Genomic DNA, 26,416 nt, shown 5'->3' with positions numbered 1-26,416 from the left:
AAAAGGGAACAGCGAATGAGCCACAGCGGAACGGGACCGGTCGTCTCGTTCGACAATGTAAGCAAGCACTATGGCGCACTGAAGGCGGTCGACGGGCTGAGCCTCGAACTCCGCCGCGGGGAAACAGTCGCCCTGCTTGGCCCGAACGGCGCGGGCAAGTCAACCTCCCTCGACATGCTCCTCGCCCTCCGCAAGCCGACGGCGGGCACGATCAAGATGTTCGGCAGCGACCCGTACCACGCGGTCAAGTCCGGCTCGGTCGGCGCCATGCTCCAGTCCGGCGGGCTGATGCCCGAGGTCACTGTCGGAGAACTGGTCAACCTTGTCGCCGGGCTGCACCCGCGGCCGGTGCCGATCGCGACCACGCTGCGCAGGGCGGGCATCGCGGACATCGCCGACCAGCGGGTCGATCGGCTGTCCGGCGGGCAGACGCAGCGCGTCCGGTTCGCGCTGGCGATCGCCGGCGAGTGCGACCTGATCGTGCTCGACGAGCCGACCACCGCGATGGACGTGGAGACCAGGCAGCGGTTCTGGGCGTCCATGCGTGAGGAGGTCGCGGAGGGCAAGACGCTGCTGTTCGCGACGCACTACCTGGAGGAGGCCGACCAGGCCGCCGACCGCATCCTGGTGATCAACAGGGGCCGCCTGCTCGCGGACGGCACACCCGAGGACATCAAGAAGCGGGCAGGCGCCAAGCGGATGTCCTTCCGGCTGGCCGGCGCGGACCAGGCGGTGCTGCTCGGCCTGCCCGGCGTGGTCAGCCTGGAGACCAGGCACGACCTGGTGCAAATCCAGACAGAGGACTCCGACGGGACCCTGTACGGGCTGCTCGACGCCGGTTACCGGCCGAACGAGATCGAGGTCGGCAGCCTCGGCCTCGAGCAGGCGTTCCTCGCCATCACCGCGGAAGACGACCGGGCCAACGGCCACGAGCCGGCAGCCGCACGCTAAGCGCACGTTCAACGCAACAGGAGACGAAAGACAATGCGCGGCATCTTGCTGCTGACGCAGGCCGAGATCAACCGGCTGCGCCGCAACAGAAGGTACTTGCTGTTCACCGTGGGCCTGCCGGTGGTCCTCTACCTGATCTTCTCCAAGGCGGGGAAGACCGTATACGGCATCAATTTCGCGGCCTACTACATGGTCGCCATGGCGACGTTCGGCGCGTTCGCCGGCGCGCTTAACGGCAACGCCATCCGGATCTCCGAGGAGCGCAAGGTCGGCTGGATCAGGCAGCTGCGGCTGACACCGCTGCTGCCGGCGTACGCCTACGTCATCGCCAAGATCCTGACGTCGATGGCGATGACGGTGGTATCGATCGCGGCCGTGCTGCTCCTCGGCCGGTTCGAGGGCGGCGTGCACCTGGCCCTCTGGCAGTGGTTGGTGATCGCCGTGATCATCTGGCTCGGCTCGACGATCTTCGCCGCGCTCGCGGTCGCGGTCGGCTACCGGTACCCGCCGGACCAGGCGCAGCCGATCACCTTGATGCTCTACCTGGTGTTCAGCATCCTCGGCGGCATCTGGTTCCCGTTCACCGGCGTGATGGGGAACATCAGCAAGGGCACCCCCACCTTCGAAGCGATCACCATCTCCACCGACGTCATCAGCAACGTTTCGGTGCCGTTCTACCTGATCCTCGGCCTGGTGGCGTGGCTGGCCACCTTCGCCGCGCTCGCCACCCTCTCGGTGCGGTCGATGGCGGAGACGGTCTAGCCAGTGACGTCACGGGTAGCTGTCCTGTTATGGACACCAGGTCCGCGGATCGCTCGGTCCTTCGCGCAGGGGTCCCCAAGCGGGGGCCCCTCGCGGGCTACCGCACGAGGGCCGGCAGGCTGGCCGGCATCGTATTCACCGGGATCTGGCTCGCGTACCTCATCGGGCCGGTCGTCAACCTGATCACCCAGCACTACACCCCCGTCGAGCGAGCCGCGGGGCTCTCCATCATCGCGGCGTTCTGCCTCATCTACGTGACACTCGTGCCGAACTGGCCGTCAAGTCCCCGGTACGCGCACGCCGGCCTCGCGGCCCTCGCCGCGCTCGCGGCGGCGGCCTGCATCCTGTTCGGCGGCATGGGCGCGGCCAGCCTGTGGATCTTCGTGTCGTCCGCCTCCGGCCTGCTCGTCGCCAGCCATCGCTGGGCGGTCCGGGTAGTCCTGGCGGTCAGCGTCTGCTACGTGGGCTTCTGCTACACCGGCCACGTCGCGATGACGGACTTCCTCAGCAACCTGCTGCCGGTGACGTTCCTCGGCCTGGTCATGATCGGCCTGCGCCGGCAGGTGCAGCTCACCAACGAGCTGCACCGGGCGCGCGAGGAGGTCGTGCAGCTGGCGGCGAGCGAGGAACGGCTGCGCCTGGCCCGTGACATGCACGACCTGACAGGACAGTCGCTGTCGGTGATCACCCTCAAGTCCGAGCTCGCCGCCCGCCTGCTGTCGAAGCTTCCTGAGGGGCCGGAGCGGGACCGGGTACGCGACGAGATCGAGCAGGTCGCCGCCGTCAGCAGGCAGACACTGCACGACATCCGCGAGGCGATAAGCGGGTACCGGCGGCCGACGCTCGCGGTGGAGGTCGTTACCGCCCGCGCGGCGCTGGAGAGCGCCGGCATCGCCGTCGACGACGACTCCGAGCTCATCCTGGCCTCCGGCACCTTCGACCCGGACGCGGAGGCGGCGCTTGCCTGGTGCCTGCGTGAGGCGGTCACCAACGTCGTCCGGCACTCGGGCGCGAAAACCTGCCGCATTAGCCTCACCCGCCGCGGCAGCACCATGGAACTGCAGGTTCGCGACGATGGCCACGGCCTCGTCACCGTCGACGCCGCCTCCCGGGCCGATGAATGTACCGTTGAGCCGGCCGGAGCCGGCCTAACGGCACATACATCCGCCAGTCAGGCCACGGGTAGCGGGCTGCGCGGCATCTCCGAGCGGCTGAGCTCGGTCGGCGGCATCCTGAAGCTGCGGCCGGACGCGCACCCTGGCTTCTGCCTGATCGCCACCGTCCCCGCGGCCAGGGAGGCAGCCGAGGAAACCGCCGCCGCGCCCGCCGGGCAGGCCGCCGCCGACGCCCCGTCCGTCGATGGTCCGGCCACCGCGGTCCGGACCCCCTGATCATGGGAAGCTGACCCCGTGATCCGGGTACTGCTCGCCGAGGACCAGGCGATGATCCGCGAGGCGCTCGCCGCGCTGCTGTCGTTCGAGGACGACATCGAGGTGGTGGCCCAGGTCGGGCGCGGCGACCAGGTGGCGGCCGCCGCGCGGGACGCCAAGCCGGACGTGGCGCTGCTCGACATCGAGATGCCTGGCATGGACGGGCTCACCGCCGCCGCGGTGCTGCGCCGCGTCTGCCCGGACATCAAGGTGGTCATCCTGACGACCTTCGGCCGCCCCGGCTACCTGCGCCGGGCAATGGAATCCGGCGCGTCGGGCTTCATCGTGAAGGACTCCCCGGCGGACAAGCTCGCAAGGACCATCCGCGACGTGCTCGACGGCCAGCGGGTCATAGATCCGGAGCTCGCCGCCGCGGCGCTCGCCGAGGGCGCGAGCCCGCTCACCCCCCGCGAGCACGACGTGCTTGCCGCCGCCGCGGCGAACGAGGGCGCGACCATCGCCGAGCTCGCCGCGGAGCTGTTCCTGTCCGAGGGCACGGTCCGTAACTACCTGTCCTCCTGCATTCAGAAGACCGGCGCCCGCAACCGCACCGAGGCTCAGCGCATAGCCCACGAACGCGGGTGGTTGTAAGCGTCGGCCGTCGCTCTGCGTGAGTCGCTGACCGGCGGCCGTAGGATGAAGTGCGTGGCTGCACCCGGGTATCTCCGCTTTCCCCACATTCACGGTGACCTGCTCACCTTCGTCGCCGAAGACGATGTCTGGCTTGCTCCGGCGGACGGCGGCCGCGCCTGGCGGCTGACCGCCGACGGCGGTCAGGCCAGCCACCCGAGGTTCGCCCCGGACGGCGCCGCAATCGCCTGGACAAGCTGGCGCGATGGCGGCATCCCCGAGGTCTACACCGCGGACACCGACGGCGGGACTGCTACCGGTACCGCGTCGCGCCGCACCTACTGGGGCGACTTGCGCACCCGGGTCACCGGCTGGACCTCCCACGGCGAGGTGCTCGCCGTGACCGCGTTCGGCGAGCCGTCGTCGCAGCGCACCATGGCGTACGCCGTGCCGCTCGACGCCCCGCCCCGCCGCCTGCCGTTCGGCCAGGTCAGCGACCTGGCGCTGACCGAGTCCGCGACCGCGCTGCTGACCGCGCAGCGCGGCGACCCGTCGGCGTGGAAGCGCTACCGCGGCGGCACGGCGGGACGCCTGTGGGTCGCGACCGCCGACGACCCGCTGTTCACCCGCGTGCTGAGCGGCCTGAACGGCCAGCTCGCCGCCCCCATGCTGATCGACGGCCGCCTGGTGTTCCTGTCCGACCATGAGGGCACCGGCAACATCTACTCGGTCGCGCTCGACGGCGGTGACCTGCGCAGGCACACCGACCACGACGGCTTCTACGCCCGCAACCCGGCCACCGACGGCAGCAGGATCGTCTACCACGTGGCCGGCGAGATCTGGCGGCTGGACAGCCTGGCGGCGGACGCCGAACCGTACCGGCTCGAGGTGCAGCTCAGCGCGCCGCCCGCCGCCCGCGCGCCGCGCGTCATCACCGCCGCCGACCACCTGGGCGAACTCGACTGCGACGAGACCGGGCAGGCGAGCGTGGTCGAGGTGCGCGGCACGATCCACTGGCTCACCCACGCCGACGGGCCGGCCCGCGCGCTGTCGGTGAATCCCGCCGCCCGTGCCCGGCTGCCCCGCATCCTCGGTAACACGGGCAAGGTCGCGTGGGTCACCGACGCCGGGGGCGGCGACGCCATCCAGATCGCGGAGATCGAAGCGGAGTCGACCGCAACCGTCCGGACTCTGACCTCCGTTGACCTTGGCAACATCACGCGGCTGGTGGCATCGCCTGACGGGACCCGGCTCGCCGCCGCCTCGCACGACGGCCGTCTCGCGCTCGTCGACGTCGAGTCGGGTACGGTCACCGAGCTCGCCGCCAATGACGACGGCGACGTCGAGGACGTCGCCTGGTCGCCGGACTCGGCCTGGCTCGCCTGGGCGCAGCCCGGGCCGCAGCCACTGGCCAGGATCAGGCTGGCGCGCGTGGCGGACGGCTTCACGGTCGACGTGACCGACGGCCGCTTCGTTGACAGCGACCCGGTGTTCACCGTCGACGGCCTGTACCTGGCGTTCCTGTCCCGCCGCACGTTCGACCCGATCTACGACGTGCACTCCTTCGACCTGTCGTTCCCATACGGCGCCCGCCCGTACCTGGTGCCGCTCGCCGCGCACACCCTGTCACCGTTCGGCCCGCTCCCCGGCGGCCGCCCGGCCGGCGGTGGCGACGCCAAGGACTCTCCAGAACGGAAGCGGCTGACCGTGGACACCGACGGCATCTCCTCCCGCGTGGTGGCGGTCCCGGTGGACGAGTCGCGGTACTACAGTCTTGCCGCGGGCAAAGGCGGCCTGCTCTGGCTGCGCTCCCCGCTGGCCGGCGTGCTCGGCGAGGGCACGGCCGATCCGGAGGACGGGCACCCGCGGCCCGCGCTTGAGCGCTTCGACCTGCGCAAGCGCGAGTCGAGCGTGCTCGCGGGCGAGGTGAGCTGGTTCACCGTGAGCGGCGACGGCTCGCGGCTGGTGATCGGCGACGGCGGCGACGTCCGCGTGGCCCCCGCCGACCGCAAGGCAGACAACGGCTCCTCCGGCGACGTGACAAGCGTGGACCTGACCAGGGCCAGGTTCCTCGCCGACCCGCCGGCGCTGTGGCGGCACGCGTACGCGGAGTTCGGCAGGCTGCTTCGTCGCGACTTCTGGAACCCCGGCATGTCCGGCGTCGACTGGGACGGGGTGCTCGACGAGTACCGGTTCCTGCTCGACCGGGTGCGGACCTCGGCCGAGTTTGGCGACCTGCTGTGGGAGGTGGCCGGGGAGCTCGGCACGTCACACGCGTACGTCTACCCGTCGGGCACGTTCTCCGCCAGGTCGGCGCTGCGCGGCCAGCCCGCGGCGGTGCTCGGCGCCGACGTGGCCAGGCAGCCGGACGGGCGCTGGGTCGTGGAGCGGGTGCTGCCCGGCGAGTCGTCCGACCCGCGGGCCCGCTCGCCGTTCGCCGCCCCCGGCGTCGCCGTCCGGGAGGGCGACGAAATCCTCGCCGTCGACGGCCGGCCGCTCGACCCGGTCTACGGCCCCTGGCCTGCCCTGGCAGGCACCCACGGCAAGCCAGTAGAACTCACCATCAAGCCTGCCGACCCGACGTTGGTTCCCCGCCCCCCGGCCCTCGCCGAGGACGACAAGGCAGAAGACTCGGACAAGGAAAAGGACGACGCGGCGCCCCGGGTGAAGGACGAGGCGAAAGAGGGCGCTCAGACGGCTTCCGCATCCGCTGCTGCCTCCGCCCCCAAGCCGGCCTCCCCGGCTGAACCGGCGTCCGGCCCGGCGGACGCGGATGATCCGGCCGGCCCGGCTGCCGCGGACGACGCTGGCGCCTCCGCGGTGCCCGCTGCTGAGGGGGCCGCCGCCGAGGCCCCGGCCGAGGCGCCCGCGCTCGAGTTCCCCGCGACCCGCCGCGTGGTGATCGTGCCGCTGTACGACGACCGCCGCCTCCGTTACCAGGACTGGGTGGCGGGCCGCCGCGCGGCCGTTCGCACCAGGTCCGACGGCCGGGTCGGTTACCTCCACGTGCCCGACATGATGGGGGAGGGCTGGGCACACCTGCACCGCGACCTGCGCGCCGAGATGGGCCGCGACGCCCTGATCGTCGACGTGCGGGGCAACCGCGGCGGGCACACCTCGCAGCTGATCGTGGAGAAGCTCGCCCGCCGCATCCTCGGCTGGAAGATCCCGCGCCACCTGCGCCCGTACAGCTACCCGCAGGAGGCACGGCGCGGCCCGCTCGTCGCGCTGGCCGACGAGTTCGCCGGCTCGGACGGCGACATCGTGACCGCCGCCATCAAGTCGCTCGGCCTCGGCCCGGTGATCGGTGCCCGCACCTGGGGCGGCGTGGTGGGCATCGACGGCAGCGGCCACGGCCTTGTCGACGGCACCCGGATCACGATCCCGCGCTATGCCAGCTGGTTCAACGAGTTCGGCTGGTCCGTGGAGAACTACGGGGTCGACCCGGACACCGAGGTGCTCATCTCCCCGGACGACTGGGCAGCCGGCCACGACCCGCAACTCGAGGTGGCCGTGGACCGCGCCCTGGCGCTGCTCGAGGAGAACCCAAGGCCCCCGCTCCCCGACCCGTCCACCGGCCCGGCCAAGCGCCGCCCGCCCCTCCCGCCTCGCCCCTGAACACGAATCCCAGCCGCAGGCCCAAGGATCGCCTGCGAGGCTCCCCTGGCGTCCCTGGCGACGCGACCGTGACGGCGCGCGACGGCCGGCAGGGTCTCAGGACGTGCGGGTGAGCAGGTCCTTGCCCTGCTTGCGCAGTTCGCCGCCCGACGTTACGCCGAGGAACTGCATCGTGGACTTGAACTGCAGCGACAGCAGGTCGAGCGCGCGGTCCACGCCGGCCTCACCGCCGGCCATCAGCCCGTACAGGTAGGCCCGCCCGAGCACGGCCGCGTCGGCACCAAGCGCCAGGGCGATCGCCACATCGGAACCGTGCCGCACGCCGGAGTCGACGAGCACGGTGAATGAAGCTCCCACGGCCTCCCGCACCGGCGCGATCAGGTCGACGGGGGCGACGGTGCGGTCAAGCTGGCGCCCCCCGTGGTTGGACAGTTGCACGCCGTCCACGCCGATCTCCAGCGCGCGGCGCGCGTCGACGGGCCCGACCGGGCCCTTCAGCAGCAGCCGCCCAGCCCACCGAGAGCGCAGGTCGGCAATATCAGACCAGTTCAGGTCGGGATCGAAGAAGTCCGCCGTCTGCATCACCGTCGTCGGCGCCCGCCCGGCGAAGTTGGCGTAGTCCAGGGCGGGCCCGGACAGCAGCCGGCACCAGTAGGACGGCCGGGACGCCACCGACGCCATCGTGGAGAGCGTCAGCGCGGGCGGGATGGACAACCCGTTGCGCAGGTCCCGCACCCGGTTGCCCGCGACGATCGTGTCCACGGTCACCACGAGCGTCGAGTACCCGTTGTCCGCCGCCCTGGCGACCAGGTCGAGCGCTTGCGGGCGGTTCCTTGTCAGGTACAGCTGGAACCACAGATCAGAGCCAGCAGGACCGCCAGACCCCACGGCGGAGACCCCCGCCCGCAGCTCCTCAATCCCTGTCGACGCCATCGTGGACAGCGTGTAGGGAAGCCCGTGCCGCAGCGCCGAACGTGCCGCGCCGATCTCCCCGTCCGGATGCAGCATCCGCGTGTACCCGACGGGCCCGAGCAGCAGCGGCACCGGCAGGGAATTGCCCAGCACGGAGGCGGTAGTGTCCGCGGACGCCACGCCGGCGAGCACCCGGGGCAGGAACCGCCAGGACCGGAACGCCGCCACGTTCGCCGCGAGCGCGATCTCCTCGTCTGCCGCGCCGTCCACGTAGTCGAACACCGGCCGGGGGATCCGCCGCCGCGCCGCCCGCCGCAGGTCACCGATGTCGTAGCAGGCGCCGAGGCGCCGCGCCGTCGCGTCGAGCTGCACCCCCCGGAGCTGGACAAGCCTGCGCATCTCCCGGACCCTCATGCTGGCGACGATACGCCGGCGCCGTCCGGTTTGCGGAGTTCACCCCTCGAGACCGGACCCGCGAAACAGATGTATGTATATTAAACCCATCAAAATAATAGGCAATTAGAATGAGCCCGCAGGCAACCCCAGGCAGCGCAGCGCACAGACCCAGCAGGAAGGCCGCAGTCACATGACGACGATCGCCATTGTCACCGGGAACCCCAAGCCGAGCTCCCGCACGCACAGCGTCGCGCTCACCGTCGCCGACGTGCTCGACAAGGAGCTTGGCACACCCTCAGAGCGCGTCATCGTGGACCTCGCCGACCACGCGCCCCGCCTGTTCGACTGGGCGGACCCCACGCTCACCGAGATCACCGCCCAGGTGGCCACCGCGGACATCGCGATCTTCGCATCGCCGACCTACAAGGCCTCCTACACCGGCCTGCTCAAGGCTTTCCTTGACCGCTACGGCAACAACGGCCTGGCCGGCGTCACCGCGATCCCGGTGATGACCGGCGGCTGGCCCGGCCACCTGCTCGCCGTCGAGGTGCATCTCCGCCCGGTCCTCGTGGAGCTCGGCGCCACCGTCCCCGCCCGCGGCCTGTACGTCACCGAGCCCGAGCTGACCGACCTGCCCGCCGCGGTGGGCAAGTGGTCCCAGGCCGCTGTCCCCCTCATCCGCGCATCCCTCAAGAACTAAACCCCCAAGGATCATCCCGAACGGTTGCCAGGTACCTCTCCCAGCACCCGCGCTCACTAACAGCGGGCCAAGGGAACCCGCCGGGAGCCACTCGGGCGCCAGTCAGAGCGAGCCAGGCAGCGCCCACGGCGCGGTCACTGGAACCAGCCAGGCAGCTCGTTCATGGAGATGCCCGGCGTCCGGCCGGCCAGCGTCGCCAGGTCATCCTCGAGCGTCGAGAGCCGCTCACCGCCGAGCAGCTCCGCCCAGTGCTCCCGCTGCCGCTCGAAGATCAGCGCGCTCAGCCGCAGCATCTCGGTACCGAGCTCGGTCCTGGTCAGCACCGCGGACCGGCCGTCATCCGGGTGCGGCGCCCGTACCGCGTAGCCGTTCTCCTCCAGGTTTTTCGCCGTCTTGGCTGCTGCCTGTTTGCTCACGCCGAGCCGCCGGCCGAGCTCGCCGATGGTGACGCCGTCCGGGCCGAGCGCCTGCAGCGCGAACCCGTGCAGCGGCCGGGCGCCGGGGTGGCCGAGGCGGGCGAGCTCGGCGTGCAGCTCATCGATGATCGCCCGGAAGGCGCCGAGGAGCAGCAGCGGAAGCTCGAAGCCGAATCTTTCGCTCACCCGTTCATCCTGCCGCGCCCTTGCCGAGATAGACAACCCGGCGTACTATTTAGACAACCATGTTGTCTAATCAGAGAGAACCGATGACCGCCTCCGTCCTGCTTCCCGCGGCGATGCGCCGCACCGAGACGCCGAACGCCGTGATGACCACCCTGGCCTCGCCGACCCAGGGCCCGACAGGCCGGATAAGCCTGTGGAAGATCTCGATGCAGCCGGGCAAGCGAGGCCCACTGCACGTCTTCGACTCCGAGCAGATCTGGCATGTGGTCGCGGGCGAGGCCGACTTCGAGATCGACGGCGAGGTCCATCGCGTCCGGGCGGGCGACGCCGTGGTCCTTCCCGCGGGTGCCGTCCGTGTGGTGGCCTCGGTCACCGCCGCCGAATTCATCGCCTGCGGCCAAGGCGACGCCATCGTCTCCGTCGTCGGCGAGGACACGCCGCGCGGCACGCCCGCCTGGATCGGCTGACCAGCCCAACCAACGACCAGCTAGGCATGAGAAAGGCGCGTCGCGCTCCCCCGAGCGCGACGCGCCTTTCCGTGCCCGCCCGCGGCTTACGCCGAGAGCTGGCCGTCGATGGACGCGTACCTGCCGCGCCAGAAGAGCAGCGGCGTCCCGTCCTCGCCGCCCGTCGCCACGTGCCTGACCCGGCCGATGACGATCTCGTGGTCGCCGCCGGGCAGCGCGTGCTCGACGGTGCACTCGATGACCGCGATCACGTCCGCGAGCCGCGGTGAGCCGGTCGGGCCGCGGTGGTGCCTCACCTCGTCCCAGACCGCGGACAGGCCGCGCCTGGCGAAGTTGGCCGACAGGTGCCGCTGCCGGTGGCCGAGCACGTTGACCGCGAACGCGCCGTGACCGCGGATGGCCGCGAGCGTCGAGCTGTTGAGATCGAAGCAGACGAGCACGAGCGGCGGGTCGAGTGACAGGGACGTGACAGCGTTGGCCGTCGTCCCGACCGGCTCGCCGCAGGCGTCGACCGACGTGATTACCGTCACCCCGGTGGCGAAGTGGCCCATGGCCTCGCGCAACTCGGCGGGGGAGACCTCGGCCGGTCCGGCATCCGGATGCGGGGCCTTCCTTGCGTTATGGTCGATGGCGGTCATGAGCTACAGCCGCCCGTCTGGCATTGGGAAACCTCCTGGGTAACCGCTGGTGTGGCGCGGCGATGGGCGCCGTGGGGCAGTTCCAGGCTGACATCGGGTGAGACACTTGTCAATAATTACGACCAATTTAGTAGGATATTGCGATGGTCTCTCCTGGTCGCGCGGACCCTCATAATTTGTCGACGAAGGTTGGCGAGCGCTGCGATCCGCTCGCCGGGGAGGGAAAGAGAATGCGGCACAAGACGCTGGCGGCGGCAGCCGCCGTAGGCCTAGGGCTACTCACCGCATGCTCCAGCATCAGCTCGAGCACCGCGGCCGCGCCGGCCAGCTCAGGCGACACAAGCACGGCACAGGCCACGAGCAGTGCGCAGGCCACAAGCAGCGCGTCCGCCGCGTCCTGCTCGAACGCCAGCATCCAGTCCGAGCTGTACGCCAAGGGCGTGCTGACGGTGGCAACCGACACCCCGGCCTACCCGCCGTGGTTCATCGGCAACAAGCCAGCCAACGGTCAGGGCTATGAGTCCGCCGTCGCCTTCGCGGTGGCCAAGCAGCTCGGCTTCACGCCCAGCCAGGTCAAGTGGGTCACCGAGCCGTTCGACAGCTCCTACGCCCCCGGGCCGAAGAAGTTCGACTTCGACGTCAACGAGATCTCCGTCACGCCGGAGCGGTCCACGGCCGTCACGTTCTCCGACAGCTACTACGACGTGCAGCAGGCCCTGGTCGCGCTCAAGGGGTCGCCGATCACCACCAAGCACGATCCGGCCAGCCTCAAGACTTACGTGTACGGCGACCAGATCGGCACCACCAGCCTGGCCTTCATCAACAGCCAGATCCAGCCGACGAGCACGCCCAAGGTCTACAACGACCTCAATGCCGTGAAGCAGGCGCTGGACACTAAGCAGATCGCCGCGCTCGTCGCCGACACGCCGACCGCGCAGTACATCAGCTCGAGCCAGATACCCAACTCCGTGATGGTCGGGCAGTTCCCGTCCACCGGCGAGCACTTCGGCCTGCTGTTCGCCAAGGGCAACCCCCTGGTGACCTGCGTCAACAAGGCTCTTGCCACGTTGAAGGCCAACGGCACCATTACCTCGCTGCAGCATAAGTACCTGAAGGACTACCTCAGCGTGCCCACGATCAAGCCCTGACGTGACACCGCCCGCACCCTCCCTGCAACCGCCAGGCGGCCTGCCGTCCGGTGAGCCGTTGCTGCTCACCGGACGAGGTTCCCGGCTTCTCGGCACCAACGCGGCCGGCGGCAGCGCCCGCGGCGTCGCGCTCTCGACGGCGAGCACCCTGGTGGTGCTCGCCGTCGTGGCGGCCGTGTTCCTGCTCGCCCCGGGCAGCGCCGCGGTCAGGCACACGTTCTTCAACCCGTCCGACATGTGGCACTCGCTGATCGGCGACCCGGCCAAGGGCTACTACAGCGTGGGCGCGGCACTGTGGCTGAACATCAGGATGTTCCTCGCGGCCGAGGCGCTCATCCTGGTGCTCGCCCTGGTCGTCGCTGTGATCAGGCAGTCGCCAGGTCCCGTGCTTTTCCCGCTGCGCCTGGCGGGGACCGTGTACGTCGACATCTTCCGCGGCGTGCCGCTGATCCTGGTGATCTTCGCGGTCGGCTTCGGCCTGCCGGCGCTCCAGCTCAGCGTCGTCTCGACGCAGAACGCCGCCGTGTACGGCGTGCTCGCCCTGGTCCTGTCCTACTCGGCCTATGTCTCCGAGGTGTACCGGGCGGGCCTGAACGCCGTGCACCCATCCCAGGTGGCCGCCGCCCGGTCGATCGGCCTGCGCAACTGGCCGGCGCTGCGCTACGTGATCCTGCCGCAGGCGATAAGGACCGTCATCCCGCCGCTGCTGAACGACTTCATCAGCCTCCAGAAGGACACCGCGCTTGTCAGTGTCCTCGGCTCCATCGAGGCCAACCGCGCCGCCGAGATCTACAGCGACACCACGTTCAACTACTCCAGCTACACGGTCGCGGCGATCCTCTTCCTGCTGCTGACCATCCCGCTCGCCCGGTTCACCGACCGGCTGATCGCCCGCGACCGCGCGCGCAGGCTCGCCGGAGGCAACGGCTGATGGCTGTTTCAGACACCGCTTCAGACAACGCCGCCGTCGGCTCGGCGGTGCCCGCTCTGGAGATCAAGGGCCTGCGCAAGTCGTTCGGCCCGACCGAGGTGCTGCGCGGCATCGACCTGTCGGTGGCGCCGCACGAGGTGATCTGCCTGATCGGCGCGTCCGGCTCAGGCAAGTCCACGCTGCTGCGCACGGTCAACCTGCTCGAGCCGGTCAGCGCCGGCGACATCTGGCTGAGCGGTCAGCGGATCACCGCCCCGGGCATCGACGCCAACCGGGTCAGGCAGCACATCGGCATCGTCTTCCAGGCCTTCAACTTGTTCCCGCACATGACCGTGCTGCGGAACGTGACCCTCGGCCCGGTCAAGGCCCTCGGCGTCCGCCCAGCTCAGGCAACGGAAGAGGCCCGTTCGCTGCTGACCAGGTTCGGTCTGGAAAGCAAGGCGGGGGAGTACCCCGACCGGCTGTCCGGCGGCCAGCAGCAGCGCGTCGCGATCGCGCGCGCCCTGGCGATGCGCCCCCGGCTGCTGCTGCTCGACGAGGTGACAAGCGCCCTGGACCCCGAGCTGGTCGCCGAGGTGCTCGACGTCATCCGCGAGCTGGCCGGTTCCGGCATGACCATGCTGATCGCCACCCACGAGATGGGCTTCGCCAGGGACATCGCGACCCGCGTCGCGTTCCTCGCCGACGGCCAGATCGTCGAGCAGGCGCCGCCTGGTGAGCTGTTCACCGAACCGCAGGATGAGCGCACCCAGCGCTTCCTGCGCCGCATCACCGAGGCCGGCCGCCTCTGACCCCGGCCGCCGCGGGCCTGCACTGCCCGCTGCGGCGCGGCTGGCGCTAGGCGCCGGCCGGAACCCGCGGGCCAGCGCTACGCGCCGACCTGGGCGACGATGAGGGGCGGCAGCACGGGCGGCTCGCCGGTGACGGTGAGCGCGCCGTCGAGCGCCTCCAGGGCCGCGGCGAACCGGTCGGGGTCGTCGGCATGCAGTTCGAGTACGGGCTCGCCCGCCCGCACGCGGTCGCCGGGCTTGGCGAGGCAGCGCACGCCCGCGGTGTAGCTGACGCCGTCCTCCTTGCGGGCGCGGCCTGCGCCAAGGCGCCAGGCCGCGACGCCGACCGCGAGCGCGTCGAGCCGCGCGACGTAGCCGTCGCCTGGCGCCGGAAGCGCAGCCTGGCGGTGCGCGGCGCGGGGGAGCGGCGCATCCGGATCGCCGCCCTGCACCTTGATCATCTTCTTCCAGGTGTCGAGCGCCCGGCCGCTCGCGATCGCCCGCGCCGGGTCGGCGTCGATCCCGGCCAGGTCGAGCATGTGCCTGGCGAGCGCGAGAGTGACCTCCATCAGGTCGGGCGGGCCGTCGCCGGACAGCGCCGCGACCGCCTCGGCGACCTCGAGTGCGTTGCCGACGGCGCGGCCGAGCGGCGCCTCCATGCGGGTGACCAGGGCCCTGGTGCGGACGCCGTGCTCGGCGCCAAGGCCGGCCATCACGGTGGCGAGGCGCACCGCGTCTTCCTGGTCGGCCATGAAGGCGCCGGATCCTGTCTTGACGTCGAGCACGAGCGCGTCGGTGCCTTCGGCGATCTTCTTGGACATGATCGAGCTGGCGATCAGCGGGATCGACTCGACCGTCCCCGTCACGTCGCGCAGCGCGTAGAGCCTGCGGTCGGCGGGCGCAAGCCCGCTGCCCGCCGCGGCGATCACCGCGCCGGCCTCGGCGAGCGCGGCGAGCAGCTCGTCGTTGCCCAGGCTGGCCCGCCAGCCGCGGATGGACTCGAGCTTGTCAAGCGTGCCGCCGGTGTGCCCGAGGCCGCGCCCCGACAGCATCGGCACCGCCGCGCCGCAGCTCGCCACCAGTGGCGCGAGCACCAGCGATACCTTGTCGCCCACGCCGCCTGTGGAGTGTTTGTCCACCGTGGGCCTGCCGAGCCCGCTCAGGTCGAGGCGCTCGCCCGAGGCGATCATCTCCCCGGTCCAGGCCCGCAGTTCTGCCGCGTCGAGACCGTTGAGGTAGATCGCCATGAGCAGGGCGGCCATCTGCTCGTCGGCCACCTCCCCGTCGGCGTAGGCGGCGAACAGCCAGTTGATCTCCGGGTCGGTGAGCGGGCGAAGGTTGTCCCGCTTTATGCGGATAAGCGATACGACGTCCGGCATGCTGGCCTTCCTCGGATGTGATTTCTATCGAAACAACAGTTAGGCAAGTCCGGCACTCTGGCAACCTTGACAACCCGAGCAAAGGTGGGGGAGTTTGTTCGTACCGGGGCTCGTTTGGCCAGAGGGGAAACGGGGAACTGCCGCTGGCTCTGGTCGCAATTTCGCAACAAGCGCGCTCAAGTCCGCAAAGCCTCTTCCCTCGGACACGCCAACGAAATAATCTCCGGGCAGTCTGACCCTGGAAGGCGCCCCCGTCATGCTGGGTGCCTGGGAAACTTTTCCGCGGGAGGAAACGGTGAGACATACCAAGTTGGCAGTCACGGTCGCAGTGGGGGCGGCGACCGTGTTGATCGCGGCGTGCGGCAGTAGCACGTCGAGCGTCACCAGCACCACTTCTTCCCCTGCGGCGAGCGCGACGAGCGCGTCAGCCGCGACGAGCTCGGCGCCCGCGTCGGCCAGCACGAGTGCGGCGGCGGCCGGCAGCTTCACCGGCTGCATGGTCACCGACACCGGCGGCATCAACGACAAGTCGTTCAACCAGTCGGCGTGGCAGGGCATGCAGCAGGCGGCCGCCGCCAACTCCAAAGTGACGGTGAAGTACCTGCAGTCGACGTCGCAGAGCGACTACGTGCCGAACATCAACACGTTCCTCAGCCAGAAGTGCGGGATCATCGTCACCGTCGGCTTCCTGATGGGAGCCTCGACGGAGAGCGCCGCCAAGGCGCACCCCACCCAGCCCTTCGCGATCGTCGACTGCTCGTACGCCTCGTTCTGCCTGTCAGGCACGAAGCAGAGCAACATCGACCAGCTGGTGTTCAACACCGTGCAGGACGGCTTCCTCGGCGGCTACCTGGCCGCGGGCATGAGCAAGTCCGGCAAGGTCGCCACGTTCGGCGGACAGAAGTTCGGGACCGTCACGATCTACATGGACGGATTCTGGGACGGGGTGCAGTACTACAACAAGCAGCACAACAAGAACGTCACGGTCCTCGGCTGGAACGAGCAGACCCAGAAGGGCGAGTTCACCGGCGACTTCACCAACCAGACGAAGGGCCAGACGGTCACTCAGACGTTCATCAGCGAGGGCGCGGACGTCATCTTCCCGGTGGCGGGCAACGTGGGCCTCGGCGCCGCCAAGGCGGTCCAGAACGCGAACAATGCGGGCGGAAGCGTCAGCATGCTCTGGGTGGACACGGACGGCTGCATCAGCGCCGCACAGTACTGCAAGTACTTCGTCACCAGCGTCACCAAGGGCATCCAGACCGCGGTGAAGAACGCGGTGCTCACGGCGGCGTCAGGCAAGTCCGTTGGCGGCACCTACATCGGCACGCTGGCCAACGGCGGCGCCGTGCTCTCGCCGTTCCACGACTACGCGGGCAAGGTGCCCGCGTCGCTGCAGAATGAGCTGAAGACCATCCAGGCCGGCATCGAGAACGGGTCGATCCAGACCCCGACCAAGAGCCCGGTCACTTAGGAAGCAACGACACTAGTGGAACTTGAGCTCAGGGGCATCACCAAGAGGTTCGGCCCGCTCGTGGCCAACGACGGGATCAGCCTCTCGGTGGCCCCTGGCCAGGTACACGCGCTTCTCGGCGAGAACGGGGCGGGCAAGTCGACCCTGATGAACGTCCTCTACGGGCTCATGCAGCCGGACGAGGGCGAGATCCTCATCGACGGCACCCCGGTGAACTTTCACTCGCCGAAGGACGCCATCGCGGCCGGCATCGGCATGGTGCATCAGCACTTCATGCTGGTGCCGGTCTTCACCGTGGCGGAGAACGTAACGCTTGGCATTGAGAACGGTGACTACCTCCGGGAGGACCTGGCGGCGAAGCCTCCCCAGGGAATCCGGGCGATACTCCCCCGGGTCGGCGTGCTCGACAAACGGCGGACCCGGCGCGAGGTCGCCGAGCTTTCGCACCGCTACGGGCTCGATGTCGACCCGGACGCACTGGTCGAGGACCTGCCAGTCGGCATGCAGCAGCGGGTCGAGATCATCAAGGCTCTGGTCCGGCAGGCGAACGTGCTCATCCTCGACGAGCCGACGGCGGTGCTGACCCCGGCCGAGACCGAGGAGCTTTTCCGCATCGTGCGCCGGCTGCGTGACGGGGGAACCTCGGTCATCTTCATCTCGCACAAGCTCAAGGAAGTCCACTCGATCGCCGACACGATCACCGTTCTGCGCCGCGGCGCGGTGGTGGGCCAGCGCGAGCCGTCGGCGACCGAGGCGGATCTCGCGTCGCTGATGGTCGGCAGGAACGTGCAGCTGCGGGTCACCAAGTCCCCGGCCAAGCCGGGCGCCCCCGTGCTGACGGTGACGGACCTGACCGTGCGCGGCGACGACGGCAGGACCTGGGTGGACGGACTCTCCTTCGACGTGCGGGCCGGGGAGATCCTCGGCATCGCCGGCGTGCAGGGCAACGGGCAGACCGAGCTCTGCGAGGCGCTGATGGGGCTGCGGCCGACCGCGGACGGCAAGGTCACCTTGAACGACAAGGACCTGACCCGCGCGGCGCCGCGCGAGCGGCTGCGAGCAGGCGTCGCCTACGTCCCCGAGGACCGCACCGAGGACGGCCTAGTCGGCTCATTCTCGGTCGCGGAGAACCTCATTCTCGACATGTACGACACAAAGCAGTTTGCCTCCGGCATCAACCTCAAGCTTCCCGAGATCGCGAAGAACGCGACCGAGCGTATCGCCGAGTTCGACGTCCGGACCGGCTCGCCGGCCACCCCGGCGGGCACGCTGTCCGGCGGCAACCAGCAGAAGGTCATCCTTGCCAGGGAGGTCGGCCGCGAGCACAAGGTGCTGATCGCCAGCCAGCCCACCCGGGGCCTCGACGTGGGGTCCATCGAGTTCGTGCACCGCCGCATCGTCGAGCAGCGCGACCACGGTGTCGCGGTGGTCATCGTCTCCTCGGAGCTGGACGAGATCTACGCCCTGGCGGACCGGATCGCGGTCATGTACGAGGGCAAGATCACCGGCTTCCGTGACCCGGACGTGCCAACGGCCGAACTGGGCAGGCTAATGGCGGGCGGCACCGACGCAGCACCACCCGCCGCCGCACAGCCGTCAGCCATGCCAGCCGCGCCCGGCACGCGCGATGAAGGGGAGGGCGCATGACCACGCCGCCGGAGGCGGAACCCTCAGCTACGCCGCCACCCGGCGCGGAGGAGCGGCAGGACCAGAGTCGGCTGCACTCGTTCGGGATAGTCCTGCGGGAGTCCTTTCTCGAGGGGAACACGTTCACCGTCACGGTGCTCGCCCTGCTCACCGCCACCGTCCTCGGCGGGCTGCTGGCCGCCTTCACCAACACCACCGTGCTGCACGCGCCGAACGCCGGGTCGATGATCGCGCGGGCGTGGGACGTCGCGTCGGGCACCTACGTGGCGCTGTTCGAGGGGTCGGTGTTCAACCCGCACACGGTCGCGGCGCTCTTCCAGCAGGCTTCGCTGTCCACCGCGATCCACGACGGGTACCTGTCCGCCGTGTTCGGCCCGCTGTCGGAGACGGCCGTGCAGGCGACGCCGCTGATCCTCACCGGCCTGGCCGTGGCGCTGCCCTTTCAGGCGGGCCTGTTCAACATCGGCGGGCAGGGCCAGTTCATCGGCGGCGCCATCATGGCGGCGTGGCTCGGCTACTACCTCAGCCTGCCGTTCTTCGTGCACGTGGTCGTCTGCCTCATCGGCGGTTTCGTCGGCGGTGCCATCATCGGCTGGCTCACCGGCGAGATCAAGGCGCGCACCGGCGCGCATGAGGTGATCGTCACGATCATGCTCAACTACGTGATGCTGTACCTGCTCGCCTACCTGCTAGCTTCGCAGTCACTGCTGCAGGCGCCAGGCTCAAGTAACTCGATCACCCCGGCGATCGCGTCGAACGCCCACCTGCCGCTGCTCGCCGGCACCAGCCTCCGGATCAACGCGGGCTTCCTGCTCGCCATTGCCTGCACGTTCGCCATCTGGTGGCTGTTGAACCGGACCACCACCGGCTTCGAGTTCCGCAGCGTGGGCGCGAACGCGTCGGCGTCCCGGGTGGCCGGCATCAAGGTGGAGCGGTCCTGGGTGCTCGCGATGCTGATCGCCGGCGGCCTCGCCGGGCTGGCCGGCTCCACCGTCATCCAGGGCACGGACTTCACGCTGAATCCGCAGAGTTTCGGCACCTACGGCATCGACGCGATCACCGTGGCGCTGCTCGGTCTCGGCCGGCCGTGGGGCGTTTTCTGGGCCGGCCTGCTGTTCGGCGCGCTGCACGCGGGCTCGCCTGGGATGCAGACCGTTACCTCAACGCCGGTGCAGATCGTGCAGGTGCTGCAGGCGCTGATCGTTCTGTTCGTCGCCGCCCCGCCGCTGATCCGGGCCATGTTCCGGCTCCGCGGCGTGCGGGCCGGCGGGGTGGGCGCCGCGACGTCGAAGGGGTGGAACACGTGACCTCAACCGCCGCACCGTCGTCGGCTAGGCTGCCCGCGCTGCTGCCGCCGGACCCGGCCGCCGCCTCGTGGGGCAGGCGGCTGGCCGCGCCGGTCACGTTCGCGATCTTCGGCCTCGTCGACATCCTGGTGTTCGGCCGGCATTCGCACGGCTCGGTCACGTTCGCCTTCACCCCGCAGTTCGCCAAGGTCAGCGTGCCGAACCTGGTCCTGCCCGCGGCGGGAACCTGCTACGTGCTCGGCGGCATTTCCCTGGCACTCGCCGCGGCGCGGCTGCTGTCCGCGCTCGGCGTCGTGACGCTCAGCAGGGTGGCCCGCCGGGTGACGATCGGCGTGGTGGTGTTCGGGTTCGTCATCTCGCTGATCGCCTGGGCCAGCGCCGGGCAGTCGATCCCGTTCAACGTGGTGAACCTGCTGTCCGGCACGCTCAACGTGTCGATCCCGATCATGCTCGGCGCGCTGACCGGCGTGATCTGCTCCACCTCGGGCGTCATCAACATCGCGATCGAGGGCCAGTTGCTGCTCGGCGCGTTCTGCGCGGCGATCGCGACGTCGGTCACCGGGTCGCTGTGGCTGGGCCTGATCTGCGGTGCCCTGGCGGGCTCGCTGGTTGCCGTGCTGCTCGCCGTGTTCGCCATCAGCTACCGGGTCAACCAGATCGTGCTCGGCGTGGTGCTCAACACGCTGGTGCTCGGCCTCACCGGCTACCTGTACAACGCGATCATGGTGCCCTATGGTGACACGCTGAACAACCCGAACACGTTCAGCCCGTGGAAGGTCCCGGGGCTCGGCGACATCCCGATTATCGGGCCGGTCTTCTTCGACTCGACGGTGTTCCTCTACCTCACGTACCTGATTCTCGCCGTGGTGCAGGTGGGGCTGTATCGCACCCGGTGGGGCCTGCGCACCCGGGCGATCGGCGAGCACCCGCTTGCCGCCGACACCGTCGGCATCAGGGTCATCGCGATGCAGTACAGGAACGTGATCCTGGCCGGCCTGATCGCCGGCATCGGCGGCGCGTACTTCACGATCGGCTCGGTCGGCTCGTTCGGCATCGACATGACCTCCGGCGAGGGCTACATCGCCCTGGCGGCGATGATCTTCGGCAGGTACACGCCGTTCGGCGCGATCGGCGCGGCGCTGCTTTTCGGCTTCACCACCCAGCTGCAGTCCATCCTGTCCAGCATCAACGTGCCGATCGACTCCAACCTGCTGCTGCTCACCCCGTACGTGGTGACGATCGTCGTGCTGGCGGGCCTGGTCGGCAAGGTGCGCGGCCCGCGCGCGGAAGGCGTCCCCTTCGTCAAGGCCTGAGCACCGGTCCTGTCCAAGTTGAGTTGCCAGGGGCCGCGGGCGCCGAGTTAGGCCCGACGGCCCCATCAGGCTCAAGTGCCGTCAGGCTCAAGCGCCGCGGCGGCCTCCGCCAGCATCGCCAGCGCGTGCTCGCCAGCGGCGGCCCGCGCGGCGGCGAGATCCGCGCGCGACCGAACCGGGCGGACCGCCTCGGCGTAAAGCTTGATCACGGGCTCGGTGCCGCTCGGCCTGATCATCACCCGGGCATCGTGCCCGGCGTGCCAGATCAGCACGTCCGCGGGCGGGATCGGCCGGCCAGGTGCGCGCTCGGCAGTACCGCCTGCCAGGTCGACCACGCCGGCTGACTCCTTGAGCAGGTCGGTCACCGTGACCGGCTGCCCGGCGAGCAGGCTCGGCGGCTCCTTCCGCACCCGCTCCACCGCGCGGGTGAGCCTGGCAAGGCCGGCCGCGCCGTCCGCCCGCAGCGACCGCTCGCGGGTGACGTGCACGCCGTGTGTCATGGCCAGATCGTCGAGCCGATCGGACAGCGTCCGGCCCTGGGCGGCGAGTTCGGCGGCGAGCCCCAGGGCGAGCAGCGCCGCGCTTATCCCGTCCTTGTCGGCCACCAGGTCTGGCCGGACGGCGTAGCCGAGTGCCTGCTCATAGCCGAAGACCAGGGGGTCGTCGCCGCCCGCCCGCGCGATCCACTTGAACCCGGTCAGCGTGGTGACGCACTGAACAGAAGCCGCGTCCGCAAGACGGCGCAGCAGCGAGCCGGAGACCACCGTGGTCGCGACGACCGGCGGGCGGCCGCGAAGATCAACGGGATACCCGCCGCCCGTCAGGCGGCCAACCACCGCGTCGCCGAGCAGCGCGCCTAGCTCGTCCCCGGTCAGCATCCGCCAGCCGCCGGACCCGGGCACCATGACGGCCAGCCGGTCGGCGTCCGGGTCGTTGGCGAGCACCAGGTCGGCGCCCTCTCGTTCGGCCGTCTCCCTGGCCAGGTCGAGCACGCCCGGCGCCTCCGGGTTCGGGTAGGGCACGGTAGGGAAGCCGGGATCGGGCAGCCGCTGTGCCGCGACCGGCACCGGCGCTGGCCAGCCCGCGGCGGCGAGCACCGCCCGCAGCGTCGCGTCTCCGACGCCGTGCAGAGCGGTATGCACGACCTTCAGGCCCGCCCGGCGCGCAGTCCGTGCGCCGTCGGCCGCGGGACCCTGGCCAGCCGCCACGGCCGCCACGTAGGCGTGCACCGCGTCGTCGGCCGGCGTGAAATCGAACGGCCCCTCAGCCCACCCGGCGGGCAATGCCATCGGGTCCACCGCGTCGATGGCCGCGGCGATGTCCGCGTCGACGGGCGGCAGCAGCTGCCCGCCGTCCCGCACGTAGACCTTGATCCCGTTGTCCCGGCGCGGATTGTGGCTGGCTGTCACCATCACCCCGTAGGCGGCACCCAGGTGACGTACCGCGAAGGCGAGCACCGGAGTGGGCAGCGCCGAAGGCAGCAGCCACACCGGAATACCCGCCCGGGACAGGATCCGGGCGGCGTCGGTGGCGAACACCCGGGAATTAAGGCGACCGTCATAGCCGATTACCACCCCGGCAACGGCCCCCGGCTGCTCGGACGCAGCGATGTAAGCGATGTAGCGGGCAAGCCCGGCCGCGACCCGGCCGGCCACCAGCCGGTTCATCCGCATCGGCCCGGCGCCCATCTCCGCCCTGATGCCTGCCGTGCCGAAGGACAGCGAACCCTCAAAACGCGACGCGAGTGCCTCGGTGTCGGCCGACCCGAGCAGCCGGTCAAGCTCGGCCCGGGTCTCCGGGTCGGGGTCGGCGTCCCGCCAGGCACGCGCCCTGGCGGCGAGGCCGCCCTCCGGTCCTGTCATCGCGCACTCCCTTCGGCGACCACACATTTTGCCAGATGCCGCCGCCGCGAAGACCGTCACCCGCCGCCGTCGCAAGAACACCATCTGAGACCATGCGGACCAAAGCAATCGCCTGGGCCGGTGCCCCCGCCTAGCTTGCCCCGCCGAGGCCGGCCCCGCCGAGGCCGCCCCCGCCTAGCCGGGCAGGCCTTACTCGGCCGCGATGGCGGCCAGCACGTCGAGCCTGGCCGCGCGCCGGGCTGGCCAGGCGGCGGCGAACAGGCCGAGCACAGCGGCGAGCACGAGGAAGATGACCAGGTTGGACACCGGGACCACGGTCTCCGTGATGCCCTGCTGTCGCAGCGCGGACACGAGCGCGAGGCCCATGAGCGTGCCGACGACGATGCCGATGATGGCGCCGAGGATCGCCAGGATCACCGCCTCGGACCTGATCATGGTCCGGACCTGACGCCGTCGCATGCCAACCGCCCGCAGCAGCCCGATCTCCCGCGTGCGCTCAAGCACCGAGAGCATGAGCGTGTTCACGATGCCGATCAGCGCGATGATCACCGCGAGGGCGAGCAGGGCGTAGACGAGCCCGAGCAACTGGTTGACGCTCGACACCTGGGACTGCTCGAACTGGCTCCTGGTCTGCACCTGCACGTTGGGGTATCCGGCCACGGCGGCGCGCACCGCGTTTTCGACGCTGGCGCTGCCGCCGGTGTTCAGCAAGACCGCGGCCGGGGCGGGACTGTAGAAGTGCGACTGGAAAACCGCGGTGCTGACGAGATAGCTGCCGATGAGGGCATTGGCCTGGTAGATACCGCCGATCCGCAGGCTCGCCTGGCCCGTCTTCGCGAACACCACCGGGACCGTGTCCCCGGTCGCCAGGTGCTTGTTGGCCGCGGTCGTCGAGTCGATGAGCAGGTCGCCGTCGGAAAGCGCCGCGGGGCTGCCGGAGGTCATGCGCAGGATCACGGTGTCGGCCAAGTGCTGGGTGGCCAGTGCGGCCAGCGACTGCGGCGATCCCTGTACCTCGAATTGTCCCTGGTAGTAGGTCGTTTCAGCGGTGACGCCAGGCACCGCGGACGCCACCGTAGGGACGAGCGTGCTGAATCCGGACTGGCCGTTGCCCGTCGCGGTCAGGATGAGGTCGGCCTTGATCGCCTGGTCGACGCTGCTGGTGGCCGACTTGGACAGCGACGCGCCGAACACCGCTATCGCGGACACCAGGGCGAGCCCCACCATCAGCGCCGAGGCGGTCTGCGCGGTGCGCCGCGGGCTGCGCATGGAATTTTCCCTGCCAAGCTTGCCCGGCTCCCCGAGGATCCTGGCGAGCGGCCGGCCGATCGCCCCGGACACCGGCCGCGCGACCGCCGGGGTGAGCATGGCGACCCCGATGAACAGCAAGACCGCGCCGGCGCCGACGAGCTGGATCGCCGGCTGCGTCAGGCCAACGGCCAGCAGCGCGGCGCCGACGACGGTGAGCCCCGCGCCCCAGGACAGCAGGCGCCGCAGGGAGCCGTCGCCTTCGGTCCGCCGGTCGGTGAGCGCCGCCACCGGGGCGATGCGCACCGCGTTCCTTGCGGGTCCGATCGCGGCGACGAGCGTCACGCCGGTCCCGACGACGAGGCCGACCACCACGGTGCGCGCCTCGAACGTCAGCGGCCCCGCGGGCAACGTGACGCCGAACCCGCTGATCAGCGCCTTGAGTCCGATGGCGGCCAACACGCCGACGCCGATGCCGATGAGAGACGACAGGAAGCCCACGATCGCCGCCTCGGCCAGGACCGAGCGGAACACCTGACGGCGGCTGGCGCCGACGACTCGCAGCAGGGCCAGTTCGCGTGTCCGCTGCCCGACGATGATCGAGAACGTGTTGTAGATGGTGAACGCGCCGACGAACAGGGAGATGAACGCGAAGATCAGCAGCGCGGTGTTGAAGAACGACAGTCCCTGATTGATCGCGCTGGTGCTTTCGTCCACCACGGTCTGCCCGGTCACGACCTCCACCCCGGACGGCAGGACCCGGGCGATGTCCCGCTGCACCGCGGCCTTGTCGGCGCCCGGCGCGGTGACCACGTTGATGGCGTTCAGCAGCCCCGGCGAGTTGAGTACCTGCTGCGCGGTGGGCAGCGTGAAGGCGGCGAGGGTGGCGCCGGCGAGGTTGTTCGCCGTCCCGAACTGCGCGATGCCGGTGATGGTGAACGTGCGCGTGGGACCGGCGAGCAGGATGCGGACCCGCTGGCCCACGGTGAAGCCGTGCTTCTGCGCCGTGCCGGCGTCCATGAGCACGTCGCTGCCGGTCTCCGGCGGGCCGCCCGCGATGATGTGCAGGACGGAGAGCCGCGGATCACCGGTGTAGTCAACTCCGAGGGTCGGCGCGCCGCCAGTCGTGATCGCCTTGCCGTCGTGGCCCACGAACTGCGCGTACCCGCTGACCGTACCGTCGGCGGACGCGACGCCAGGCACGCCGCGGATCGCGGTGATCAGCGACTGCGGGATCGGGTCGCGAACCGCGTTCGGCGTGTTCTTGCCGAATTGCGCGACACCGCGGACCTGGAAGTCGATCTTGGAGTAGATGTTGCTGAAGAGCACGGTAAACGTGCTGTGCAAGGTGTCGGTGAGTATGTATGTCCCGGAAATGAACGTGACACCGAGGACGATAGCCAGCGCGGTCAGCACCAGCCGGAGTTTGTGCGCGAGCAGTCCCTTGAGGGTGACGTTGCGCACGTCAGCCTCCCAGGGTGCGCACGCGCTCGAGCACCGAGTCGGCGGTGGGCTTGTCGAGTTCGCCCACGACGGTGCCGTCCGCCAGGAAGACGACTCTGTCCGCGTAGGCGGCGCCACGCGGATCGTGGGTGACCATCACGATCGACTGGCCGATTTCCCGCACCGACTGCTTCAGGAATGCCAGCAGGCTCGCGGAGGCGTTGGAGTCCAGGTTGCCGGTGGGCTCGTCGGCGAAGATGATGTCCGGCCTGGTGATCAGGGCGCGCGCACAGGCCACCCGCTGCTGCTGGCCGCCCGACAGCTGGCTTGGGCGATGGTTCAGCCGGTCGCCGAGCCCGAGTTGCTCCACCAGGGAGCCGAACCACGCCTTGTCGAGCCTGGTGCCGGCCAGGCTGAGCGGCAGCGTAATGTTCTCGGCCGCGGTCAGCGTGGGCACCAGGTTAAAGGACTGGAAGACGAAGCCGACGCGATCGCGGCGCAGCTTGGTGAGTCCGTTGTCGTCGAGCTTCCCGATGTCCTGGCCGCCCACGAACACCTGACCCGACGTGGGCCGGTCCAGGCCGGCCATGCAGTGCATGAGCGTCGACTTCCCTGACCCCGACGGTCCCATGACGGCCGTGAACCGGCCGCGCTCGAAGGTCACGTTGACGCCCGCCAGGGCGTGCACCGCTGCCTGCCCAGTCCCGTACGTCTTGCGCAGGTCGGTCGCATGAGCCGCCGGCGCCGCCGTCACGTCGTCATTCAATGCCCCGGATGCAAGTGTCATTGTTCCCCGCGATTAGGTGTAGGCCCGGCTATGCACTTGCCTCGCTGCTAACAAGACCCTA

At 70.1% G+C, this 26,416-nt stretch carries 21 protein-coding genes; 14 read left to right on the top strand and 7 right to left on the bottom strand.

Annotated elements, in window-relative coordinates; genetic code table 11:
• The first annotated feature begins 15 nt into the window (after nt 1–15).
• Genes EAS64_RS34165 through EAS64_RS34145 form a run of 5 tightly spaced genes read left to right on the top strand, consistent with a single transcriptional unit; the run spans nt 16 to nt 7,331 of the window.
• The gene (locus tag EAS64_RS34165) at nt 16–951 is read left to right on the top strand and encodes an ABC transporter ATP-binding protein (RefSeq protein WP_145859782.1); all 936 of its coding nucleotides are present in this window, start codon (nt 16–18) and stop codon (nt 949–951) included.
• A 33-nt stretch (nt 952–984) separates the two neighbouring features.
• Complete coding sequence (locus EAS64_RS34160) at nt 985–1,713, top strand: ABC transporter permease (RefSeq protein WP_145859781.1); 729 nt, start codon at nt 985–987, stop codon at nt 1,711–1,713.
• Between the two features lie 29 nt (nt 1,714–1,742).
• Entirely contained in the window at nt 1,743–3,104 is a 1,362-nt protein-coding gene (locus EAS64_RS34155) for a sensor histidine kinase (protein WP_145859779.1), read from the top strand.
• Nucleotides 3,105–3,122: 18 nt separating this feature from the next.
• Nucleotides 3,123–3,734 carry a response regulator transcription factor gene (locus EAS64_RS34150; RefSeq protein ID WP_145859777.1) on the top strand — a complete coding sequence of 204 codons (612 nt, stop codon included), beginning with the start codon at nt 3,123–3,125 and terminating at the stop codon, nt 3,732–3,734.
• A 54-nt stretch (nt 3,735–3,788) separates the two neighbouring features.
• Nucleotides 3,789–7,331 (top strand): S41 family peptidase, encoded by a 3,543-nt coding sequence (locus tag EAS64_RS34145; RefSeq protein WP_187366374.1) that lies wholly within the window; start codon nt 3,789–3,791, stop codon nt 7,329–7,331.
• A 96-nt stretch (nt 7,332–7,427) separates the two neighbouring features.
• Here EAS64_RS34145 and EAS64_RS34140 read toward each other — a convergent pair whose 3' ends face one another.
• Nucleotides 7,428–8,657, bottom strand: a complete 1,230-nt coding sequence (locus EAS64_RS34140; protein ID WP_145859774.1) for an alpha-hydroxy acid oxidase — start codon at nt 8,655–8,657, stop codon at nt 7,428–7,430.
• Nucleotides 8,658–8,829: 172 nt separating this feature from the next.
• On the opposite strand from EAS64_RS34140, the gene EAS64_RS34135 reads away from it, so the two are divergent.
• Nucleotides 8,830–9,339, top strand: coding sequence for an NAD(P)H-dependent oxidoreductase (locus EAS64_RS34135; RefSeq protein ID WP_145859772.1), 510 nt, complete (start codon nt 8,830–8,832; stop codon nt 9,337–9,339).
• A 134-nt stretch (nt 9,340–9,473) separates the two neighbouring features.
• On the opposite strand, the gene EAS64_RS34130 is transcribed toward EAS64_RS34135, so the two are convergent.
• A complete protein-coding gene (locus EAS64_RS34130; protein WP_222849807.1) occupies nt 9,474–9,941 on the bottom strand; it encodes a MarR family winged helix-turn-helix transcriptional regulator in 468 nt (155 codons plus the stop codon).
• 83 nt (nt 9,942–10,024) lie between these two features.
• Here EAS64_RS34130 and EAS64_RS34125 point away from each other — a divergent pair, with 83 nt between their 5' ends.
• Nucleotides 10,025–10,408 (top strand): cupin domain-containing protein, encoded by a 384-nt coding sequence (locus EAS64_RS34125; RefSeq protein WP_187366373.1) that lies wholly within the window; start codon nt 10,025–10,027, stop codon nt 10,406–10,408.
• An 86-nt stretch (nt 10,409–10,494) separates the two neighbouring features.
• Here the strand turns inward: EAS64_RS34125 and EAS64_RS34120 are convergent, their stop codons facing one another.
• Nucleotides 10,495–11,046 (bottom strand): flavin reductase family protein, encoded by a 552-nt coding sequence (locus tag EAS64_RS34120; protein ID WP_145859769.1) that lies wholly within the window; start codon nt 11,044–11,046, stop codon nt 10,495–10,497.
• Nucleotides 11,047–11,222: 176 nt separating this feature from the next.
• Between EAS64_RS34120 and EAS64_RS34115 the strand changes: the two genes are divergently transcribed.
• Genes EAS64_RS34115 through EAS64_RS34105 form a run of 3 tightly spaced genes read left to right on the top strand, consistent with a single transcriptional unit; the run spans nt 11,223 to nt 13,916 of the window.
• Nucleotides 11,223–12,194 carry an ABC transporter substrate-binding protein gene (locus EAS64_RS34115; protein WP_222849806.1) on the top strand — a complete coding sequence of 324 codons (972 nt, stop codon included), beginning with the start codon at nt 11,223–11,225 and terminating at the stop codon, nt 12,192–12,194.
• A gap of 1 nt (nt 12,195) precedes the next feature.
• A complete protein-coding gene (locus EAS64_RS34110; RefSeq protein WP_222849805.1) occupies nt 12,196–13,125 on the top strand; it encodes an amino acid ABC transporter permease in 930 nt (309 codons plus the stop codon).
• The gene (locus tag EAS64_RS34105; RefSeq protein WP_145859768.1) at nt 13,125–13,916 is read left to right on the top strand and encodes an amino acid ABC transporter ATP-binding protein; all 792 of its coding nucleotides are present in this window, start codon (nt 13,125–13,127) and stop codon (nt 13,914–13,916) included. Before EAS64_RS34110 ends, EAS64_RS34105 begins: the two co-directional genes overlap by 1 nt.
• A 77-nt stretch (nt 13,917–13,993) precedes the next feature.
• Here the strand turns inward: EAS64_RS34105 and EAS64_RS34100 are convergent, their stop codons facing one another.
• Nucleotides 13,994–15,274: a thymidine phosphorylase gene (locus EAS64_RS34100; protein WP_145859766.1), complete on the bottom strand. Its 1,281-nt coding sequence runs from the start codon at nt 15,272–15,274 to the stop codon at nt 13,994–13,996.
• Between the two features lie 295 nt (nt 15,275–15,569).
• On the opposite strand from EAS64_RS34100, the gene EAS64_RS34095 reads away from it, so the two are divergent.
• From EAS64_RS34095 to EAS64_RS34080, 4 genes are read left to right on the top strand one after another with little or no spacing between them, the layout of a single operon-like run.
• The gene (locus tag EAS64_RS34095) at nt 15,570–16,748 is read left to right on the top strand and encodes a BMP family lipoprotein (RefSeq protein WP_222849804.1); all 1,179 of its coding nucleotides are present in this window, start codon (nt 15,570–15,572) and stop codon (nt 16,746–16,748) included.
• Between the two features lie 15 nt (nt 16,749–16,763).
• Nucleotides 16,764–18,395 (top strand): ABC transporter ATP-binding protein, encoded by a 1,632-nt coding sequence (locus EAS64_RS34090; RefSeq protein ID WP_145859762.1) that lies wholly within the window; start codon nt 16,764–16,766, stop codon nt 18,393–18,395.
• The gene (locus EAS64_RS34085) at nt 18,392–19,702 is read left to right on the top strand and encodes an ABC transporter permease (protein ID WP_145859760.1); all 1,311 of its coding nucleotides are present in this window, start codon (nt 18,392–18,394) and stop codon (nt 19,700–19,702) included. Before EAS64_RS34090 ends, EAS64_RS34085 begins: the two co-directional genes overlap by 4 nt.
• Nucleotides 19,699–21,015, top strand: a complete 1,317-nt coding sequence (locus tag EAS64_RS34080) for an ABC transporter permease (protein WP_145859758.1) — start codon at nt 19,699–19,701, stop codon at nt 21,013–21,015. The genes EAS64_RS34085 and EAS64_RS34080 overlap by 4 nt, the downstream gene beginning before the upstream one ends.
• 71 nt (nt 21,016–21,086) lie before the next feature.
• Here EAS64_RS34080 and EAS64_RS34075 read toward each other — a convergent pair whose 3' ends face one another.
• The 3 genes from EAS64_RS34075 to EAS64_RS34065 form a co-directional block, all read right to left on the bottom strand.
• Nucleotides 21,087–22,877: a phospho-sugar mutase gene (locus tag EAS64_RS34075; RefSeq protein ID WP_187366372.1), complete on the bottom strand. Its 1,791-nt coding sequence runs from the start codon at nt 22,875–22,877 to the stop codon at nt 21,087–21,089.
• 189 nt (nt 22,878–23,066) lie between these two features.
• Nucleotides 23,067–25,589 (bottom strand): ABC transporter permease, encoded by a 2,523-nt coding sequence (locus EAS64_RS34070; protein ID WP_145859756.1) that lies wholly within the window; start codon nt 25,587–25,589, stop codon nt 23,067–23,069.
• A gap of 1 nt (nt 25,590) precedes the next feature.
• Entirely contained in the window at nt 25,591–26,355 is a 765-nt protein-coding gene (locus EAS64_RS34065; protein ID WP_145859755.1) for an ABC transporter ATP-binding protein, read from the bottom strand.
• Between the last annotated feature and the right edge of the window lie 61 nt (nt 26,356–26,416).

The sequence above is a fragment of the Trebonia kvetii genome, assembly GCF_007827045.1.
In the GTDB taxonomy this organism is placed as follows: domain Bacteria; phylum Actinomycetota; class Actinomycetes; order Streptosporangiales; family Streptosporangiaceae; genus Trebonia; species Trebonia kvetii.
Note: the sequence above shows the minus strand (reverse complement) of the source record. Positions and strands in the feature narration are given on the sequence as shown.